Origin of the sequence: Allobosea sp. (genome assembly GCF_051860145.1) — a bacterium.
In the GTDB taxonomy this organism is placed as follows: domain Bacteria; phylum Pseudomonadota; class Alphaproteobacteria; order Rhizobiales; family Beijerinckiaceae; genus Allobosea.
Window position 1 is genome coordinate 403,680 of sequence record NZ_JBHYEM010000004.1, and the last position, 17,348, is coordinate 421,027.

Below are 17,348 nucleotides of genomic sequence, written 5' to 3' on the forward strand. Positions count from 1 at the left end.
CGATTGGCCTGATGACGAGCACGGCCCAGGCCGGGCCGATGACGCTGGCCGGCATGACCGACCTGCGCTGCCGCTTCGGCGCCGCCCAGCAGCCGTTCCAGCCGATGCTTCCGGCGGCGAAGAAGGCGCTCCAGGAGACCGGCAAGCTCACCATCGTGGCGCTCGGCTCGTCGACCACGGCCGGGGCGGGGGCCAGCGAGAGCGGTCGCAGCTACCCCGCCGTCCTCGAAGCCGAGCTGAAGCGGCGGATGCCGGACACCGAAATCCGGGTCATCAACAAGGGCATTGGCGGCCAGTCGGCCTATGACATGCTGATGCGGATGGACAGCGACGTCGTCGACGAGAAGCCGACGGTGCTGATCTGGCAGACCGTGGTCAACGACGCGATCCGCGATATCGGCGAGGAGAAGCTCGCGAAGATCCTGCGCAAGGGCGTCAAGAAGGCCAGGGCCGCGGATATCGACATGGTCCTGATGGACCTGCAATGGCTGCCGCGCGAGGATCGCTACCCGAAATATGACGAGTACCGCGCGGTTCTCGCCAAGACCGCCGACGAGATGAGCGTCTCGGTCTTTCCGCGCTACGCCATGATGAAGAGCTGGTCGAAATCGAAGCACTTCACCGCCGAGGAACTCGTCGGCATGGACGGGCTCCACATGGTCGATGCAAGCTATCGCTGTCTCGCCATCCGGATCGCGGACGGGATCGTCGGGGAACTCACCGGCGCGAAGCCCGAACTCGTGGAACCGCCGAACCCGACCAATTGAGCCGAGGCTCCCCGGCTATTTCGTCGCGATCACCTCGATGTCGCGGTCGAGCCCGGTCTCGACCTTGAAATCCTTCGAGAAGACCTGGCCTTCCTGCCGCGCGATCAGCACGTAGTCGCCCTCGGCCAGAATGACCTGCGGGAAGGCGCCGATCGCCTCGCGAATGACGTCGCCGCCCGGAGTGAGGACGCTGAAGGCGGTGCCGGCGAAGGCCTCGCCGCCGGGGGAGGCGACCAGTTTCAGGGTCACGCGTGCAGCGCGGTGATGCAGCGTGGCATCGGTGACCTTGCCCGATTCCACGGTCACGTCGGCACGCTGGATCGCGTTGGAATCGCCATAGGTCGAGACGACGTGATAGGTGCCCTCGGGCAGACGGATCAGGTCGCCCGCCTTGGCGTCGCCGACGACGAGCCGGCCCTCCGAATTGCCCTGCAAGGGCACGAAGACCTGGAACGTGAGCTGCGCTGCCTGGATCGGCGTCTCGCCGATCGAGCCCGCGAGCGTCAGGCCGCCGGCGCTGATCGCGATCTGCTCGCGCAGGCCCTGCTGTCCGAGGCTCACCCGCTTGGTGCCGCTGGCGAAGCCATAGGCCGCGTGCAGGACATAGGCACCGGGCTCGAGCGTGAAATGGGGTTCGGCTTCGGTCGAGCGCGCGACGATGCGGGGCGGCGAGCCGTCCGCGGTTTCGGCGAGGACGCGCCAGACGAGGCCGGAGCGGATCGGCTTGCGATCGCCTGAAAACTGCGCGCTCAGCGTCAGGCTCGCGGGCCCGGTCGACGCCGTCGCCGGTCCGGTTTGCGGCAGTGGCACGGTGGCGGGCGCGTCCGGGCGGGTCGGAGGCAGCGGCGGGACCTGCGCGAGCGCAGCCGACGCGGCGAGAAGCCACGCTGCCGCGATGAGCCCAGCCCGGCCGAATGCGCGCAAAGGCGATAGCGTCTTGCGGCGCATTGTCCGGAATGCCTCCAGTTGAAACATGCTCATCGCCCTCGGCGCCCCTGCATCAACCTCTGAGCAGGCTTGCTTGTCCTCTTCATGGCAAACCACTAGTTCAGGGGCCATACGGCACGCCACGTCGTGCGGGTTGCCGACAAATCCTCATACCCGGGTTTCTCATGACCGATACGCTCGCCCTGCTCAAGCTGCGCCGTTCGGTGCCGCCGCAATTCCTGACCGCGCCCGGCCCCAGCTCCGACCAGCTCGCCGAGCTTTTGACCATCGGCGCGCGCGTGCCGGACCATGGCAAGCTTGCGCCCTGGCGCTTCGTCATCTTCGAGGGCGCGGCGCGCGAGAAGGCGGCCGATGTCGTCGCCAGCGCTTTCCGCAGCAAGAATCCCGAGGCCGACGCCGAAAAAGTCGCCTTCGAGCGCAAGCGGCTGACCTATGCGCCGCTGATCATCGGCGTGGTGTCGCGGGCGCGGCCTCACGTCAAGATCCCGGAATGGGAGCAGGAGCTTTCGGCCGGCGCGGTCTGCATGAATATCCTGGTCGCGGCGCAGGCGATGGGTTTTGGCGCCTCCTGGCTGACCAACTGGTTCTCCTTCGACCGCGACGTGCTCACGGCCTTCGGGCTGGCGGAAGACGAGCGCATGGCCGGGTTCATCCATATCGGTACGCCCGAAACCATTCCGGCGGACCGCGAGCGCCCCGTCCTCGCCGATATCGTCAGCCGTTACGGAGCCTGAGGCGATGATCTATTCCACCGCGCTCGAGGACCATGGCCTGCCGCATGATCCGTTCAAGGCGATCGTGACGCCGCGGCCGATCGGCTGGATCACCGCGATGAGCGCCAAGGGCGAGATCAATCTCTCGCCCTACAGCTTCTTCAACGCCGTCTCGTCGCGCCCGCACATCGTCATGTTCTCCTCCGAGAACAAGAAGGACGCCGTGTCGTTCATCGAGGAGACGGGCGAGTTCACCTGCTCGCTGGTGACCAAGGCGCTCGCCCAGCAGATGAACCAGACTTCCGCGCCGTTGCCGCGCGGAACCAGCGAATATGAGCATTCCGGGTTGGCCATGGCGGAGTCGCAGTTCGTCAAGCCGCCGCGCGTGGCCGGCAGCCCGGCGGCGCTGGAATGCAAGCTGCTCTCGATCCAGCAGCTCAGCGACCTCGACGGCAAGCCGGTGCCGCGCTGGATGGTGCTGGGCCAGGTGGTCGGGATCTTCATGGACGACAGATACGTTCGCGACGGCCGGTTCGACACGGCCGGCGCACATCCGATCGCGCGCTGCGGCTATGCCGATTATGCCGAGGTCGACCATCTGTTCTCGATCACACGCCCGGCCGGCGGCTGAGCGCCGTGATGGCTCAGCGTCCCGGTGACGAAGACGATTGGCGGACCACCGTCAATCTGCTCGCCGTCATCGTCACGCTGCTGCTCCTCGGCGCGGGTGTCTGGCTGCTCTTCGAGCTCGACCGCGCGCGGAAGGCGCAGGATTGCCTGTCCTCGACGATGCGCAACTGCCGGCAGATCCAGGTGCGCTGAGGCTGCCGAAAACCTGAATCATTGGAGTCAGCTGCACTGATGGGCTGAGGCGGTTTGTAAGCCGGCGCCTGCTTCGCCCAAGGCGATCGGCTCGCCGCTCGCCGAGCTCTATGACAGCAGCAGCGCGGGCTTGTCCTGATCCGCCATCAGCTTCACCGCCTTCTTGTCGAAGGATACGAAGCTGTCCGCGCCGAGCCAGCGCCCTTCATAGGCGATGACGCCATCGGCAAAATCGCCGCCGGCATCGAGTTGAGCCAATCCCGCTTCCACCGCAGGCCGGTTCACCGCGACATTGTCAGCGTTCATCAAGCGCCGGATCGTGTCCGCGATGTCGCTCGATGGAATTTTGTAGCCCTGCGACAGCACCCAGACCAATTCACAAAGCGCCGGCAGCGCCAGCGCGACCGTCTCCGCGCCTGCCAATTGCGCCTGGGCGATCTTGCTTTGCTGTTCGTGGTCACCCGTCACGGCCCGGACGAGCACATTGGTGTCGGCCGTGATCTTCATCGCCTGCCGGCCCAACCTCGTGCCGCGACCTCGTTGATCTCCTCGATCGACAGGACAGGGCCGTTCTCTCTCTTCAGCATATTGAAGACATCCGAGATCTGGCCGGTCGGCCGCGCGGCCTTCACCTCGATCCGACCGTCGGGAAGCTTGTCGACGATGACCTTCTCTCCGGGATGGACGCCCAGATGCTCGAGAAAGTCCTTGCGCAGCGTGACTTGCCCTTTGGCGGTGATGGTGAGCGTGCTCATGGCAAGATCTCCGGATGACGCTCCTTATGTAAGGCAAAAAGACCTTACCATCAAGGAGCGCCCGGTCATCGCGCCAGCTTCTCAGCCCGTGCCTTGAGGCGCTGCGCCCTGACGAGGTGCGGTCGGTCCAGCATTTCGCCGTCGAGCCCGATGACGCCCATGCCGGGATTGGCCGCGAAGAGCGCGATGATGGCCTCGGCCTTGGCGACCTCGTCGGGCGCCGGCGCGAAGACCTCGTTGATCACCGGAACCTGCGCGGGATGGATCGCCATCTTGCCAGTGAAGCCGTCGCGGCGGCCGGCGATGCATTCGGCGCGAAAGCCCTCGGCATCGCGGAAATTGGTGAAGACCGTGTCGATCGCGTCGACCTGGGCGGCGGCGGCGGCAAAGAGCGTGAGCGAGCGGGCAAGCCGGTAGGGGTCGGTATAGGAGCCGTCGCTCAGGCGGTTGGTCTCGGCGCCGAGATCGGCGGAGAGGTCCTCGGCGCCCCAGGTCAGCGCCGCCAGCCTATGGGTCGCGCCGGCATAGCTGCCGAGCCCGAAAATGCCCTTGCCGGTCTCCGTGGCGATCGGGATGATCCGGGTCGCGCCGTCCGGCAGGTCGTTCTCGGCCTCGCGGACCGCGACCTTGGCGCCGAGATGCGAGACGTCGACGCCACCCTCGGATTTGGGCAGCATGATCGCGTCCGGCGCGCCCGGCATGACGGCGTCGAGATCGGCGTCGCTGAGGCCGGTCGAGAGCGCGTTGATGCGCACGATCAGCAGCGGGCGCTTCGCCTGCCGGCGGGCCGTGCCGAGAAAGTCGAGGCTGATCGCGCGGGCCTGCGCCTTGGCGTCCAGCGCGACGGAATCCTCAAGGTCGAGGATCAGCGCATCGGCGCCGCTCTCCAGGCCCTTCTGGAGCTTCTTCGGGCTGTCGCCCGGCACGAACAGGAGGGAGCGCATCCGGTCAGGCCGTGGTGGTGAACGGTTCGGGATGCTTGCGCATGAAGGCCTGGCGGCGGCACTGGGCCACCAGCGTGCCGTCCTGCTTGTAGGCGCGATGATGGAACTCGACGATGCCGGCATCGGGCCGCGAGCGCGATTCGCGCTTGCCGACGATCTCGGTGACGCAGTTCACCGTATCGCCCTCGAAGAGCGGGGCGGGAAAGGTGACGTCGGTCATGCCGAGATTGCCGATGGTGGTGCCGATCGTGGTGTCGTTGACCGAGATGCCGATCATCAGCCCGAGCGTGAACAGGGAGTTCATCAGCGGCTGGCCCCATTCGGTCTCGGTGGCGCAGAAATGCGCATCGATATGAAGGGGTTGCGGGTTGAGCGTCATGTTCGAGAAGAGCATGTTGTCCATCTGGGTCACGGTGCGGGTGAGCCCGTGCTCGATGATCGCGCCGACCTGGAAATCCTCGAAATAGATGCCGCCGCGCTTGTGCCGCCTGATCTCCGTCATCAACGCTTCTCCACTGCACCGGCCGAACGCGCCGTTTCGACACGAGGAATCCGGCTCTTTAACGCTTCGCTTACCATAATTGCGGCACTCTCCACAGGCGCTCGGGCACCTTGCACGCGGGCCGCCCGAGAGTCTCCATGTTCCTGTTTACGACCCCGCAGACACGCGAGACAGCGCCGACCAATCCGATCGTTAACGCCATCCGCGAGGGGGCCGAGCGGACCGGCGCCGGCTTCGACTATCTGCTGAAGACGGCGCAGCGCGAATCCGCGCTCGAGCCGGACGCCAAGGCCAGGACCTCGAGCGCCACGGGGCTGTTCCAGTTCATCGAGCAGACCTGGCTTTCGATGGTGAAGCAGGAGGGGCCGAAACAGGGGCTGGCCAATTACGCCAACGCGATCAGCGCCGACGAGAGCGGCCGGCTCAGCGTCAGCGATCCCGCCACGCGCGAGAAGATCCTGCAATTGCGCAACGATCCGCAGGTCGCCGCCGTCATGGCCGGCGCGCTGACGCAGAAGAACCGCGACCAGCTTGCCGCGACGCTCGGGCGCCAGCCGAATGCGGGCGAGCTCTATATGGCGCATGTCCTCGGTTCGCGCGGCGCATCCGATCTCATTCGCGCCGTCGGCAGCGACCCGACGCGCGTCGCGGCCAGGGATTTTCCCGACGCTGCCGCCGCCAATCGCGGCATCTTCTTCGACAAGTCCGGCCGCGCCCGCAGCGCCCAGGAGGTCTATGGTGTGCTGGCTGCCAGCCACGCCAATACCCAGCTCGCGGCCGCGACTGCGACGGGCGAGGCCAAGGTCGCGACGGCCTATGCGTCGCAGGCGTCAGATCCGCCCGTGGAGATCGCGGCCGCGCTCTCGCCCGGCCGCGCCAAGGGGCTGATCGGGCTGTTCTCGACCGAAGGCTCGCGCCAGCCGGTCTCGAAGGCGGTCGCCAATCTGTGGACGACGCCGCGCAGCGACGCTTCGCGGCTGGCGGCGCTCGATCCGGCCGATCGGTTCTTCCCGCGCCAGGCACAAAGCGGCGCGGCTCCTGCCGCGACGGCGCCTGTCGAGGCGGCGAGTGCTTCCGCCGCGGCGCCCGTGCCGGTCAGTGCTCCGCTGCCCCCGTCGCGCCCCGTCGATCTGAGCCAGGCCGCGAGCGTGCAGGCGAAGCAGGCCGCCAGGCCGCGCCGCGCGCCGCTCAATCTCTCGTCCTTCATGATCCAGCGGAGCGGCACATGATCGTTCGCCGCTTCCTGCTCTGGGCCCGCACGGCCAATGCCGAGGCGCGCGCTTCCGGCGCCGCGGCGCTGGCCGGGGCCTATTTGCGCTCGGGAATGGCCGAAGAGGATCGTCGCGAGGCCGAGACGGCGCTGATCTCGCTGGTCGACGACCCGTCGCCGCTGGTGCGCCGCGCCATTGCCGAAGAGGTCGCCGCCTCGCATCGGGCGCCGCGCACCCTGATCCTCAGCCTGATCGCGGACCAGAGCGATGTCAGCACGCTGGTGCTGGCGCATTCGCCGGTGCTGACCGAGGCCGACCTGGTCGATGCGGCTGCCGTCGGCGATGCCCTGGCGCAGCGCGCCATCGCCTTGCGACCCAACCTGTCGTCCGGCGTCGCGGCGGCGCTGGCCGAGGTCGGGCATGTCGAGGCGCTCGTGACGCTGGCGAGCAATCGCTCGGCCGATATCCCCGATTTCTCGCTCGAGCGGATGTTCGAGCGCGAAAGCGAATCGGGCGCGCTGCGCGAGGCACTTCTCGGCCGCCCTGACCTGCCTCCCGGTTTGCGCCAGGCGATCGCGGCACGGATGTCGGATGCGCTGGCAAGTTTCGTCTCGGGCTGCGGCTGGCTGACGCCGGAGCGCAGCGCCAGGCTGGCGCGCGAATCGACCGAGCGCGTCGCCGTCTCGCTCGCGGCGGGCGGGGCGGAGAGCGATGCGCCCGCCATCGTCGAATGCCTGCGCACGCTCGGCCGGCTGACACCCGGCCTGATGCTGCGTTCGCTGCTCAGCGCCGAGCCTGCCTTGGCCGAAGCCGCCTTCGCCTCGTTGTCCGGGCTGCCGCCGGCCCGCGTGACGGCGCTGCTGCGCGACCGGAGCGGCGGAGGCATGAAGGCGCTCTATCGGAAGGCCGGCATGCCGGCCTCGCTGCAGCCGGCCTTCGCGGCCGCGGTGGCGGCGTTGAACGTGGTCGGTTTTGCCAGGGTGAGCGGCTCCAGCGGTATCGACCGGGCGATCCTCAGTGCCGTCCTGTTCGCCTGCGAGCAGCTCGAAGGGCCCGAGGCCGATGCCCTGAACGGGTTGTTGCGGCGGCTCGATGCCGAGGCAGCGCGCGAGGAGGCGCGGGTCATGGCCGATTCGCTTGCCGACGATGCGGCGTTCGCCTTCCTCGTCGAGGCGGATCCGTCGCTGCTGGTCGAGCTCGAGGCCGACGAGGTCCGCGTCGCGGCCTGAAGGCGGCCGTCAGTAGCCGAACTGCTCGCGCAGGATGCGCTCGTCCAGGCTGTGACCGGGGTCGTGCAGCATGACGAGATCGACGCTGCGGTCGATCTCGATCTCGACCGAGACGACATTGTCGATCTGGATATGGTCGGCCATCGCGCTGACGGGGCGCTTGGCCGGCTCCAGCACCTCGATCGAGACCTGGGCCTGATCGGGCAGCAGGGCACCGCGCCAGCGGCGCGGGCGAAAGGCGGCGATCGGCGTCAGCGCCAGCAAGGGCGCGTCCAGCGGCAGGATCGGGCCATTGGCCGAGAGGTTATAGGCGGTCGAGCCGGCGGGCGTCGCCAGCAGCACGCCATCGGCGACCAGCTCGTCGAGGCGGACCTGGCCATCGACCGAGATGCGCAGCTTCGCGGCCTGGTAGGACCGGCGCAGCAGGGAGACCTCGTTGATCGCCTTGGCCTGGACCATGGCGCCGGTCTGGTCGGTGGAGTTCATCGAGAGCGGGTGGACGACGCTGCGCTGGGCTGCGTCCAGGCGCTTGCTCAGGCCGCGCTCGCGATATTCGTTCATCAGGAAGCCGACGGAGCCGCGGTTCATGCCGTAGATCGGCTTGCCGGTCCCGAGGAAGCGATGCAGCGTCTGCAGCATCAGCCCGTCGCCGCCGAGCGCCACGATGACGTCGGCCGTGGCGGGGTCGGCATTGCCATAGCGCGCGACCAGTTTCTCCAGCGCGGATTCCGCCTCCGGCGTCTCGCTGGCGACGAAGGAGATGGCTCCGAAACGCTCGGTCATCATGAAATCCGCAACAGCCAGTCCAAAGCGACGTGAGCCGGGCATAGCACGGGCGTAGCGGAGGCGGCGAGACGCGCAGGGCATAAAAAAGCCGGGGTCGCCCCCGGCTTGGTCGTCTTGGATGGACGATGCTCAGATCGCCGGCGTCCATTGTACGGGCACAAGCTCGAAGCCGTTGCCCGCCTTGGCGATGTGGCCGGTCGCGGGGAAGGGAGCGTGATAGAACGCGACCTGCATCCTGTCGGCCGAGACCATGTCGAGCAGCTTGCGGCGGGTCGCGGCCGCTTGCGGCCCGTCCATGTCGAAGACCGCCGACCAGTCGGGATTGCGCACGAACAGGGCAGGGTGGTTGGTCGTGTCCGACATCACCATCATGCGCCCGGTGCCCGAGGCGAGGGCGAAGACGGTGTGGCCCGGCGTGTGGCCCGGCGCTGCGATGGCGGTGATGCCGGGCAGGATCTCCTTGCCGCCCTCGAACTGCTTCACGTCCTTGGCGATCGGGCCGAAGACGCGGCGAACGCCGCCGAAGGCGCCCTTCATCGCGTCGGGCGCAGCGTTCATCTTGGCGTCGTCCATCCAGAACGCCCATTCGGCGGCCGGCACCATGACCTCGGCATTGGGAAACACAGCGGTGCCGTCCTTGAGGCGGAAGCCGTTGATGTGGTCGCCGTGGAAATGGCTGAAGACGACGGTCGAGACGTTCTTCGGGTCGAAGCCGGCGGCGGTGAAGTTCTTCATCCAGGTGCCGGAGGTCGGCGCGCCGGAATCGCCATTGCCGGTGTCGATCAGCGTCAGCTTGCCGCCGCTCTCGATGGCGAGCGTGGTGAAGGTGATGTTGAGCGCATCGGCCGGAAGGAAGGCCTGCTCCATCGCCTTCTTGACGTCGGCGAGCTCGGCATTGCGGACGAAGCCCTCGAGCGGGCGGCGGCCGAAGCCGTCATTGATGGCGGTGAGGGTGATGTCGCCGATCTTGTAGCGGTAGAATCCTGGGGCCTGGTTCACGGGTGCTCCTTGCGCTTGGGCCCGGGCGAAGCCGGCGGGCAGGTCGAGTGTGATGGCGCCAGCAAGCGCGCCGGTGCCCGCGATCAGGGCACGGCGCGAGAATTCGAAAGGCTGCATGGTGCTCTCCCTAGGCTGTCATTGAGCCTGGGCTGCACCCTAGCGCTGGTGGGGAACGCTTCAACCGTCAGGCGGTTGCGCAAGGTCAACTTTCCGTGAACCGCCGTTCGACTGAACCCGCCGGCGGCCGGCGGCCCCGTATCGCGCCACCGTGACGGGCGAAGGCGCGCAGCATCGCGGCGCAAAGCGCGAGCGAGCCGAGCATGGCATTGCCCGAACATTCGGCTACCAAAGCCTGGAAGGCGGTGGAGTCCTCTTCGCTCAGGCATTGCAGGCTCCAGCTCCAATCGGGAGCCTTCTGCCGCAGCAGCGTGATCGTCACGTCGATATTGGCGCTGACCGTGCCCAGGGCCTTCCACAGCGAACCCTGCTGGTAGATGCCGCCGGCGGGCGCGCGCCTGCTGACGAGGTGGCTCGGCTTGCGCCGCACATTGTAACCCAACGCCTCGTAGATATCGGCATCGAGCGCGCGGTCCGGCTTCTGTGCCGTTTCGCAACGCTCCGCCAGCGTGAGCAATTGTTCCTTGTCCATGCCGCTCGTCCAGTCCGAAGGCCTCGACCATCGCATGCCTGCGTCGCGCCGATCCTACGCCACGCTGACTTTCATATATGGTGCCGGCGGAGAGGATCGAACTCCCGACCTTCGGTTTACAAAACCGCTGCACTACCGCTGTGCTACGCCGGCCCGGGTCAGCCCGATGCGGTTACCAGCCTGTCGCGGCGAGGGCAAGGCGGGAGGCATCGCTGTCGCGGCTTCGGTGCCATGTCTGGCTCGGACTTCTCTGTCTTGGATACCCGCACGAAAAAAGCCCCGCCCGGATGGGCGGGGCTTTCCCCTCTGGTCGTTTTGCCGATTGACGACTTACGACTTGTAGATGTCGCGGTCCTTGGTCTCCGGCAGGAAGAGCAGGCCGACGACGAAGGTCATCAGCGCGATCACCACGGGATACCAGAGGCCCGAGTAGATATCGCCGGTCGAGGCGACGATGGCGAACATGGTGGGCGGCAGGAAGCCGCCGAACCAGCCGTTGCCGATATGATAGGGCAGCGACATGCCGGTGTAGCGGATGCGGGTCGGGAAGAGCTCGACGAGCATCGCAGCGATCGGCCCGTACACCATCGTGACGTAGAGCACGAGGATGAACAGGATGCCGACCATCGACCAGAACTGGCCGTTCAGGCCCTTGCTGACGTTGACGATGCCGGCGTCGCCAGCCTTGGGGTAGCCGGCAGCCTGAGCGGCGGCGGTGAGGTCGGCGCCGAAGGTCGGCGAGACCGGGACTTCCTTGCCGGCGACCTCGACCTTGGTCGGCGAGCCGGCCGGACCGGAGACGAGCTGATAGTTCAGCGCGCCGGTGGCGAGCGCCTTGCGGGTGACGTCGCAGGGGCTGGTGAAGGTGCGCACGTTGACCGGGTCGAAGAGCGAGCCGCAGGTCGCGGGATCGGCCGTGACCGTGATCTTCACGTTGTCATGGGCGTTGTAGAGCGCCGGATTGCCGGTCTTCGTCAGCGCCGTGAACAGTGGGAAGAAGGTCAGCGCCGCGATCAGGCAGCCGCCGAGGATGATCGGCTTGCGGCCGACCTTGTCCGAGAGTGCGCCGAAGACGACGAAGAACGGCGTGCCGAGCAGCAGCGAAAGCGCGATCAGGACGTTTGCGGTGGTGCCGTCGACCTTCAGCGTCTGGGTCAGGAAGAACAGCGCGTAGAACTGACCGGCATACCAGACGACGGCCTGGCCGGCCGTGCCGCCGATCAGGGCGATCAGGGCGATCTTGGCGTTCTTCCACTGGCCGAAGGCTTCGCTGAGCGGCGCCTTCGACAGTGTGCCCTCGGCCTTCATCTTGGTGAAGGCGGGCGATTCCTGCAGCTGCAGCCGGATCCAGATCGAGATGCCGAGCAGCAGGATCGAGAGCAGGAACGGCACGCGCCAGCCCCAAGCCGCGAAGGACTCGGCCGACATGCTCATGCGCAGCGCCAGGATGACGACGAGCGAGAGGAAGAGGCCGAAGGTCGCGGTGATCTGGATGAAGGAGGTGTAGAAGCCGCGGCGGTTCTGCGGGGCGTGCTCGGCGACATAGGTCGCGGCGCCGCCATATTCGCCGCCCAGCGCCAGGCCCTGGAGCAGGCGGCAGGCGATGAAGGCGATGGGCGCGGCGATGCCGATCGCGGCATAGCCCGGCAGCAGGCCGACGACGAAGGTCGCGAGGCCCATCACCATCATGGTGACGAGGAAGGTGTATTTGCGGCCGATGAGATCACCCAGCCGGCCGAAGAACAGCGCGCCGAACGGGCGGACCGCGAAACCGGCGGCGAAGCTGAGCAGCGTGAAGATGAAGCCGGCGGTCGGGTTCACGCCCGAGAAGAAGTTCGCCGAGATGTTGGCGGCGAGCGAGCCGGCCAGATAAAAGTCGTACCACTCGAAGACGGTGCCGGTCGACGACGCGATGATGACCTTCTTTTCTTCTCGCGTCATCGGACGGTGGGCCGCCCCCACTTCCGAATGTGTTGCCATGCTCATGGCGTTCTCCCCTGCATGATGCCCGGCAGCTGGACGAGTCCGGGCTGCGCGATTTCGTGTGGCCCGATTTCCTGGTGGCTCGATTTCTTGCGACACGATGCCACTGACTGCCGGATCAAGTTTTCCTTGCACTATTCCGACAAGTTCAAACCAATGAGCGCATGTCGAACGCCATGCAATCAGGCACTTGGTCTTGCACCGTTCGATGTAATACCTAAGTCGCAGGTCGTTATGCGTGTCTTGGCGCGCGCAAGACACGGTAGGCGGGCCTCCGCGTGGTCGCGCTATGATCCGGCAATGCTATCGAGGGGAAGGAGGGCGAGGGTGCCGCGCATTCCCGCGACATCCTCCGGCTTCGTGCTGGCGTCCTGAGCGCGGTATTGCGCCGATGGCGTCTCAGCCGCGCCGGCTCGCGGCGTAGAGCGCGATCGCGGTCGCGTTCGAGACGTTGAGGCTGGTGATGGTGCCTGGCACCTCCAGGCGGGCGAGGTGGTCGCAGAGCTCGCGGCTGCGCTGGCGCAGGCCCTTGCCCTCGGCGCCCATCACCATGACCAATGGCCGGCGCAGCGGGATCTCGTCGAAGGCGGTGGCGCCCTCCGAATCGAAGCCGATTCGCTGGAAGCCGCGCTTGCCCAATTGGTCGAGCGCATCGCCAAGATTGCGCACGGCGATCAGCGGCACGTGCTCGAGCGCGCCGGAGGCCGATTTCGCCAGCACGCCGGTGGCTGCCGGCGAATGGCGGATGGTGACGATCACGGCGGCAGCCGCGAAGGCGGCGGCCGAGCGCAGGATCGCCCCGACATTATGCGGATCGGTGATCTGGTCGAGCGCGAGCACGACCGCATCGTCGGGCAAGCTGTCGAGATCGGGCGAGGGCAGGGGATCGCAAGCCAGATAGAGCCCCTGATGCACGGCGTCGGGGGTGAGCAGGCGATCAATCTCGGATGGGCGGACGAGCTCGGGCTCGATCGGCAGTTCGCCGATCTCCTCGCGCAGCCGTTTTGCGGCATTCTCGGTGGCCAGCAGCTTGCGATGGCGCCGATTCGGGTTGCGTAGCGCCTCGATCACGGGATGGACGCCGTAGAGGACCGCCTCGTCGATCTCGCCCGGTCGGTGCGGCGGCGGGCCAGCATCGCGGCCGCGGCGCTCGAAGGGTTTGCCGCCGGGCCTGGCCGGTTTGGGGCGGAACGGCGCGGGCATGATGGGCCTCCGAAACATGACGAGCCCTGCCCTGACACGACACGCCGCGCTTTGCCAGTGCATGGCGACGGGTTTTGCTGCCGTGCCAGTCGCGCGGCCGGCCGAAAACGTGGAAAAAGAGGAAAACGGGACTGCCATGACGATCGACTGCCAGCGCCATACCATCATCACCGGGGGGCCGGGCTCGGGAAAGACGACCTTGATCGCGGCGCTCGCCGCGCGCGGCTTTGCGACCTTTCCCGAAGCCGGGCGCGCCATCATCCGCGATCAGGTCGCAATTGGCGGCACAGCGCTGCCCTGGGCCGATCGCAATCTCTTCGCCGAGCTAATGCTGAGCTGGGAATTGCGCTCGCATCAGGCGGGGCAGGAGGAGGCGAGGCCGGTGATCTTCGATCGCGGCGTCCCCGATGTCGCCGGCTATCTCCGCCTGTCGGGGCTCGACGTTCCCGGCCATGTCGACCGGGCCGCACGACAGGTCCGCTACGGCCGCCTCGTTTTCATCGCGCCGCCCTGGCCGGAGATTTTCGGGCAGGATGCCGAGCGCAAGCAGGATTTCGCCGAGGCCGAGCGGACCTATCATGCCATGGTCGAAGCCTATCGCGGCTATGGCTACGAGCTGTGCGAATTGCCGCGTGCGAGCGTCGCGGCACGAGCCGATTTCGTCATGGCCCGGATCGGGGAAGGGCGCTGATTCCAGGGTGGGCCACGATGCGCGATCGAGCCGCCGGCCCGATGCGAAGAAACGAGGATCGGCGGCTTTTTGCCGTTGACACGCCGGACACCGGTCACCATAAGTCCGCCCGCGCCTGTTGCTCGTCACGAAACTGAAACAGGCAGCCGGACGGTGACCTCAGGGTCCGCGTCCGCGACACGGCGGGGGAATGTCCCGAGCGGCAAAGGGGGCGGACTGTAAATCCGCTGGCTATGCCTTCGCAGGTTCGAGTCCTGCTTCCCCCACCAACCTTCGCCCTGCGGGCTACGGCTCGGCAAGCCAACGGCGAAGCCGGCCGAGATCGCAGAGCGAAGGCTGTCGCGCCGGAGTTGGCTGTGACTGGCACTGTTCCGACGCCCCACCGTCTTGACATCCAAGCCACCATCGCCGATTTCGGGCGGAGCGCGGGTGTAGCTCAATGGTAGAGCAGCAGCCTTCCAAGCTGAATACGAGGGTTCGATTCCCTTCACCCGCTCCACCGGCCCTGCGCGCCCTGCGTGATGGTCGCACCCCGCACGAGCGCAGGCGGATGTTCAAGCGTAGCGATCTCGCCTAGTTCTCTTCGGCCCAGCAGCCGAACGGACCGCGCGCCGCATGACTCCGACCGATATCGCAACGCGAACCTATAACCATGGCTGGCGGCTGGATCCGATCATTCGCAGCCTGCTCGACACCGATTTCTACAAGCTCCTGATGCTGCAGATGATCCGGCGCTTCCATCCGGACGTGCAGGTCACCTTCTCGCTGATCAATCGCTCAAAGCATATCCGCCTGGCTGATCTCGTCGACGAGGACGAGCTCAGGGCCCAGCTCGACCATGCCCGCGGATTGCGCTTCAGCAAGAAGGAGCTGATCTGGCTGGCCGGCAACAGCTTCTATGGCAAGACCCAGATGTTCTCGCCCGATTTCATCGCCTGGCTCGCGGAGTTTCAGCTCCCCGACTATGAGCTCAAGCGTGTCGACGGTCAGTATGAGCTGCATTTCGGTGGGGACTGGAGCCACAGCACGATGTGGGAGGTGCCGGCGCTGGCGATCATCAACGAGCTCAGGGCGCGGCGGGTGATGAACGGCCAGAAGCGCTTCTCGCTCGACGTGCTCTATGCCCGCGCCAAGGCCAAGATGTGGAGCAAGGTCGAGCGCCTGCAGGAACTGCCGGGGCTGCGGCTCTCCGATTTCGGCACCCGCCGCCGCCACGGCCATCTCTGGCAGCGCTGGTGCGTCGAGGCGCTGAAGGAGGGGCTCGGGCCGCGCTTCACCGGCACCTCCAACGTGCTGCTCGCGATGGACAGCGATCTCGAGGCGATCGGCACCAATGCGCATGAGCTGCCCATGGTGCTCGCGGCGCTGTCGGACAGCGACGAGGAGATGCTGGACGCGCCCTATCGCGTCCTCGACGAGTGGCGCCGGGTCTATGGCGGCAACCTGCTGATCGCCCTGCCGGACGCTTTCGGCACGGCCGACTTCCTGCGGCGCGCGCCGGACTGGGTCGCGGACTGGACCGGCTTCCGGCCCGACAGCGCTCCGCCGATCGAGGCGGGCGAACAGATCATCGCCTGGTGGCGCGCGAAGGGCCGCGACCCCAGGGAGAAACTGCTGGTCTTCTCCGATGGGCTCGACGTCTCGGCGATCGAGCAGGTCTACCGCCATTTCGACGGCAAGGTCCGCATGGCCTTCGGCTGGGGCACCGACCTCACCAACGACCTCGTCGGCTGCTCGCCCGACGGTTCGCGCGCGCTCGATCCGATGTCGCTGGTCTGCAAGGTGACGCGCGTGAACGGGCGGCCGGCGGTGAAGCTTTCCGACAATCCCGAGAAGGCCTCGGGCGATCCCGAAGAGGTGGCGCGCTACAGGCGGGTCTTCGGCGCCGCCGCCTGACAAGCCGGGGCGCGACGGCGCCTCGCCGGTCCTTCATATGGAGGATTGACCCCCACTTCGACGCATGCATTCGTGCGATTTTACGGCAGAATGTTTCGATGCATCGACCGGGCGAGGGCGTTTCCGAGATGCTTGGCTTCCTGAAACGCAAGCCCGCGGCATCGAGCGGCCGCACCGTCGAGGTCGGGTGGATCATCGACGCCGACAAGGCGAGCTTCATCTGGGAAGCGCCGCAGCGGCTTTCGCGCAATGACGACCCGAAGATGCGACATGCGAAATCGGTTCGCGTCTGTCCCGCGGTGACCGATCACGAGGCGCGCCTGTTCGAGGTGCCGTGCCCGATCGACCTGCACCTGCGCATCGAGCTCTCGCCGGAGGGCGGCGAGCCGAAAGTGATCAATGCGGCGGGCGACCAGTCCACGATCAGGTCGAAGGCGCTGCAGCAGATGTTCACCGTGGTGTCGCGCAAGGAGTGGCGGCATCCGCAGCGCCCGGTCGTGCAGATCATGACGCCGTATCTGTTCCTCGCGGACGAGCAGGTGTTCCTGTCGCAGCTGCCGCCTTTCGCCCATTATCGCTCAGACGCCCTGCCGGGCGTCCTGATCGGCGGACGCATGCCGATCCATATCTGGCCGCGGCCGATGATGTGGGCCTTCGAATGGCATGAGCCGGCGCGCGATCTGGTGCTCAAGCGCGGCGAGCCCTGGTTTTACGTGCGATTCGAGACGCCCGACCCGTCGCGAGCGGTGCGCCTGGTCGAGTGCGAGGTGACGCCCCCGCTGCGAAACTATCTCGACGGATTGTCCGGTGTGGCGAACTACGTGAACCGGACCTTTTCGCTGTTCTCGACCGCGAAGGAGCGCCGGCCGCTCAAGCTGATGTCGCCGGTGAAGCGCTAGCGTCCGCTCCCGCCTTGCATCACGCCTCAAAACACCCTAATTCGACCGCGTTTTCCGGCCGAACATGGCCGTCGTCGAGGAAAAGGTGTCATGGCCAAAGAGAAATTCGCTCGCAACAAGCCGCATTGCAACATCGGGACGATTGGTCACGTCGACCATGGCAAGACGTCGTTGACGGCTGCGATCACGAAGGTGCTGGCTGAGACTGGCGGGGCGTCGTTCACGGCGTATGACCAGATCGACAAGGCGCCTGAGGAGAAGGCGCGCGGGATCACGATCTCGACGGCGCATGTCGAGTACGAGACGGCGGCGCGGCACTACGCCCATGTCGACTGCCCCGGTCACGCCGAC

20 protein-coding genes and 3 tRNA genes are annotated in these 17,348 nt (G+C 66.8%); 12 read left to right on the plus strand and 11 right to left on the minus strand.

The window, feature by feature from the left end:
* Positions 1–11: 11 nt before the first annotated feature.
* The gene (locus tag ACTIF2_RS09965; protein WP_439496896.1) at positions 12–767 is read left to right on the plus strand and encodes an SGNH/GDSL hydrolase family protein; all 756 of its coding nucleotides are present in this window, start codon (positions 12–14) and stop codon (positions 765–767) included.
* Between the two features lie 15 nt (positions 768–782).
* Here the strand turns inward: ACTIF2_RS09965 and ACTIF2_RS09970 are convergent, their stop codons facing one another.
* Positions 783–1,715 carry a hypothetical protein gene (locus ACTIF2_RS09970; RefSeq protein WP_439496897.1) on the minus strand — a complete coding sequence of 311 codons (933 nt, stop codon included), beginning with the start codon at positions 1,713–1,715 and terminating at the stop codon, positions 783–785.
* A 164-nt stretch (positions 1,716–1,879) separates the two neighbouring features.
* Here ACTIF2_RS09970 and ACTIF2_RS09975 point away from each other — a divergent pair, with 164 nt between their 5' ends.
* Genes ACTIF2_RS09975 through ACTIF2_RS09985 form a run of 3 tightly spaced genes read left to right on the plus strand, consistent with a single transcriptional unit; the run spans position 1,880 to position 3,250 of the window.
* A complete protein-coding gene (locus ACTIF2_RS09975) occupies positions 1,880–2,449 on the plus strand; it encodes a nitroreductase family protein (protein WP_439496898.1) in 570 nt (189 codons plus the stop codon).
* A gap of 4 nt (positions 2,450–2,453) precedes the next feature.
* Positions 2,454–3,059, plus strand: a complete 606-nt coding sequence (locus ACTIF2_RS09980) for a flavin reductase family protein (protein WP_439496899.1) — start codon at positions 2,454–2,456, stop codon at positions 3,057–3,059.
* 8 nt (positions 3,060–3,067) lie between these two features.
* Complete coding sequence (locus ACTIF2_RS09985; protein WP_439496900.1) at positions 3,068–3,250, plus strand: hypothetical protein; 183 nt, start codon at positions 3,068–3,070, stop codon at positions 3,248–3,250.
* Positions 3,251–3,358: 108 nt separating this feature from the next.
* Here the strand turns inward: ACTIF2_RS09985 and ACTIF2_RS09990 are convergent, their stop codons facing one another.
* The 4 genes from ACTIF2_RS09990 to ACTIF2_RS10005 all read right to left on the minus strand — a co-directional run bounded on the left by ACTIF2_RS09990 (position 3,359) and on the right by ACTIF2_RS10005 (position 5,451).
* Positions 3,359–3,757: a type II toxin-antitoxin system VapC family toxin gene (locus tag ACTIF2_RS09990; RefSeq protein ID WP_439496901.1), complete on the minus strand. Its 399-nt coding sequence runs from the start codon at positions 3,755–3,757 to the stop codon at positions 3,359–3,361.
* Entirely contained in the window at positions 3,754–4,005 is a 252-nt protein-coding gene (locus tag ACTIF2_RS09995; RefSeq protein ID WP_439496902.1) for an AbrB/MazE/SpoVT family DNA-binding domain-containing protein, read from the minus strand. Before ACTIF2_RS09995 ends, ACTIF2_RS09990 begins: the two co-directional genes overlap by 4 nt.
* A gap of 65 nt (positions 4,006–4,070) precedes the next feature.
* Positions 4,071–4,949, minus strand: coding sequence for an HpcH/HpaI aldolase/citrate lyase family protein (locus tag ACTIF2_RS10000; RefSeq protein ID WP_439496903.1), 879 nt, complete (start codon positions 4,947–4,949; stop codon positions 4,071–4,073).
* A gap of 4 nt (positions 4,950–4,953) precedes the next feature.
* Entirely contained in the window at positions 4,954–5,451 is a 498-nt protein-coding gene (locus ACTIF2_RS10005; RefSeq protein ID WP_439496904.1) for a MaoC family dehydratase, read from the minus strand.
* A 137-nt stretch (positions 5,452–5,588) separates the two neighbouring features.
* On the opposite strand from ACTIF2_RS10005, the gene ACTIF2_RS10010 reads away from it, so the two are divergent.
* Positions 5,589–6,680: a lytic transglycosylase domain-containing protein gene (locus tag ACTIF2_RS10010; protein WP_439496905.1), complete on the plus strand. Its 1,092-nt coding sequence runs from the start codon at positions 5,589–5,591 to the stop codon at positions 6,678–6,680.
* Positions 6,677–7,891 carry a DUF2336 domain-containing protein gene (locus tag ACTIF2_RS10015; RefSeq protein ID WP_439496906.1) on the plus strand — a complete coding sequence of 405 codons (1,215 nt, stop codon included), beginning with the start codon at positions 6,677–6,679 and terminating at the stop codon, positions 7,889–7,891. The genes ACTIF2_RS10010 and ACTIF2_RS10015 overlap by 4 nt, the downstream gene beginning before the upstream one ends.
* A gap of 9 nt (positions 7,892–7,900) precedes the next feature.
* Here ACTIF2_RS10015 and ACTIF2_RS10020 read toward each other — a convergent pair whose 3' ends face one another.
* From ACTIF2_RS10020 to ACTIF2_RS10045, 6 genes are all read right to left on the minus strand, one after another.
* Positions 7,901–8,674: an NAD kinase gene (locus tag ACTIF2_RS10020; protein WP_439496907.1), complete on the minus strand. Its 774-nt coding sequence runs from the start codon at positions 8,672–8,674 to the stop codon at positions 7,901–7,903.
* Positions 8,675–8,806: 132 nt separating this feature from the next.
* Positions 8,807–9,793 carry an MBL fold metallo-hydrolase gene (locus ACTIF2_RS10025; protein ID WP_439496908.1) on the minus strand — a complete coding sequence of 329 codons (987 nt, stop codon included), beginning with the start codon at positions 9,791–9,793 and terminating at the stop codon, positions 8,807–8,809.
* An 85-nt stretch (positions 9,794–9,878) separates the two neighbouring features.
* A complete protein-coding gene (locus tag ACTIF2_RS10030; protein ID WP_439496909.1) occupies positions 9,879–10,325 on the minus strand; it encodes a hypothetical protein in 447 nt (148 codons plus the stop codon).
* Between the two features lie 78 nt (positions 10,326–10,403).
* Positions 10,404–10,478 (minus strand) — tRNA-Thr (locus ACTIF2_RS10035).
* Between the two features lie 177 nt (positions 10,479–10,655).
* The gene (locus tag ACTIF2_RS10040; RefSeq protein ID WP_439496910.1) at positions 10,656–12,311 is read right to left on the minus strand and encodes an MFS transporter; all 1,656 of its coding nucleotides are present in this window, start codon (positions 12,309–12,311) and stop codon (positions 10,656–10,658) included.
* A gap of 396 nt (positions 12,312–12,707) precedes the next feature.
* On the minus strand, positions 12,708–13,511 hold the full coding sequence (locus ACTIF2_RS10045; RefSeq protein ID WP_439496911.1) for a TrmH family RNA methyltransferase: 804 nt from the start codon (positions 13,509–13,511) through the stop codon (positions 12,708–12,710).
* Positions 13,512–13,647: 136 nt separating this feature from the next.
* Between ACTIF2_RS10045 and ACTIF2_RS10050 the strand changes: the two genes are divergently transcribed.
* From ACTIF2_RS10050 to ACTIF2_RS10075, 6 genes are all read left to right on the plus strand, one after another.
* Positions 13,648–14,202, plus strand: a complete 555-nt coding sequence (locus ACTIF2_RS10050) for an AAA family ATPase (protein ID WP_439496912.1) — start codon at positions 13,648–13,650, stop codon at positions 14,200–14,202.
* Positions 14,203–14,386: 184 nt separating this feature from the next.
* A tRNA-Tyr gene (locus ACTIF2_RS10055) sits at positions 14,387–14,471 on the plus strand.
* Between the two features lie 156 nt (positions 14,472–14,627).
* Positions 14,628–14,701, plus strand: a tRNA-Gly gene (locus tag ACTIF2_RS10060).
* 116 nt (positions 14,702–14,817) lie between these two features.
* Complete coding sequence (gene pncB / locus ACTIF2_RS10065; RefSeq protein ID WP_439496913.1) at positions 14,818–16,098, plus strand: nicotinate phosphoribosyltransferase; 1,281 nt, start codon at positions 14,818–14,820, stop codon at positions 16,096–16,098.
* A gap of 98 nt (positions 16,099–16,196) precedes the next feature.
* Positions 16,197–16,997 carry a hypothetical protein gene (locus ACTIF2_RS10070; RefSeq protein ID WP_439496914.1) on the plus strand — a complete coding sequence of 267 codons (801 nt, stop codon included), beginning with the start codon at positions 16,197–16,199 and terminating at the stop codon, positions 16,995–16,997.
* Positions 16,998–17,087: 90 nt separating this feature from the next.
* On the plus strand, positions 17,088–17,348 hold a 261-nt coding region (locus ACTIF2_RS10075), incomplete at its 3' end, for a GTP-binding protein (RefSeq protein WP_439496915.1).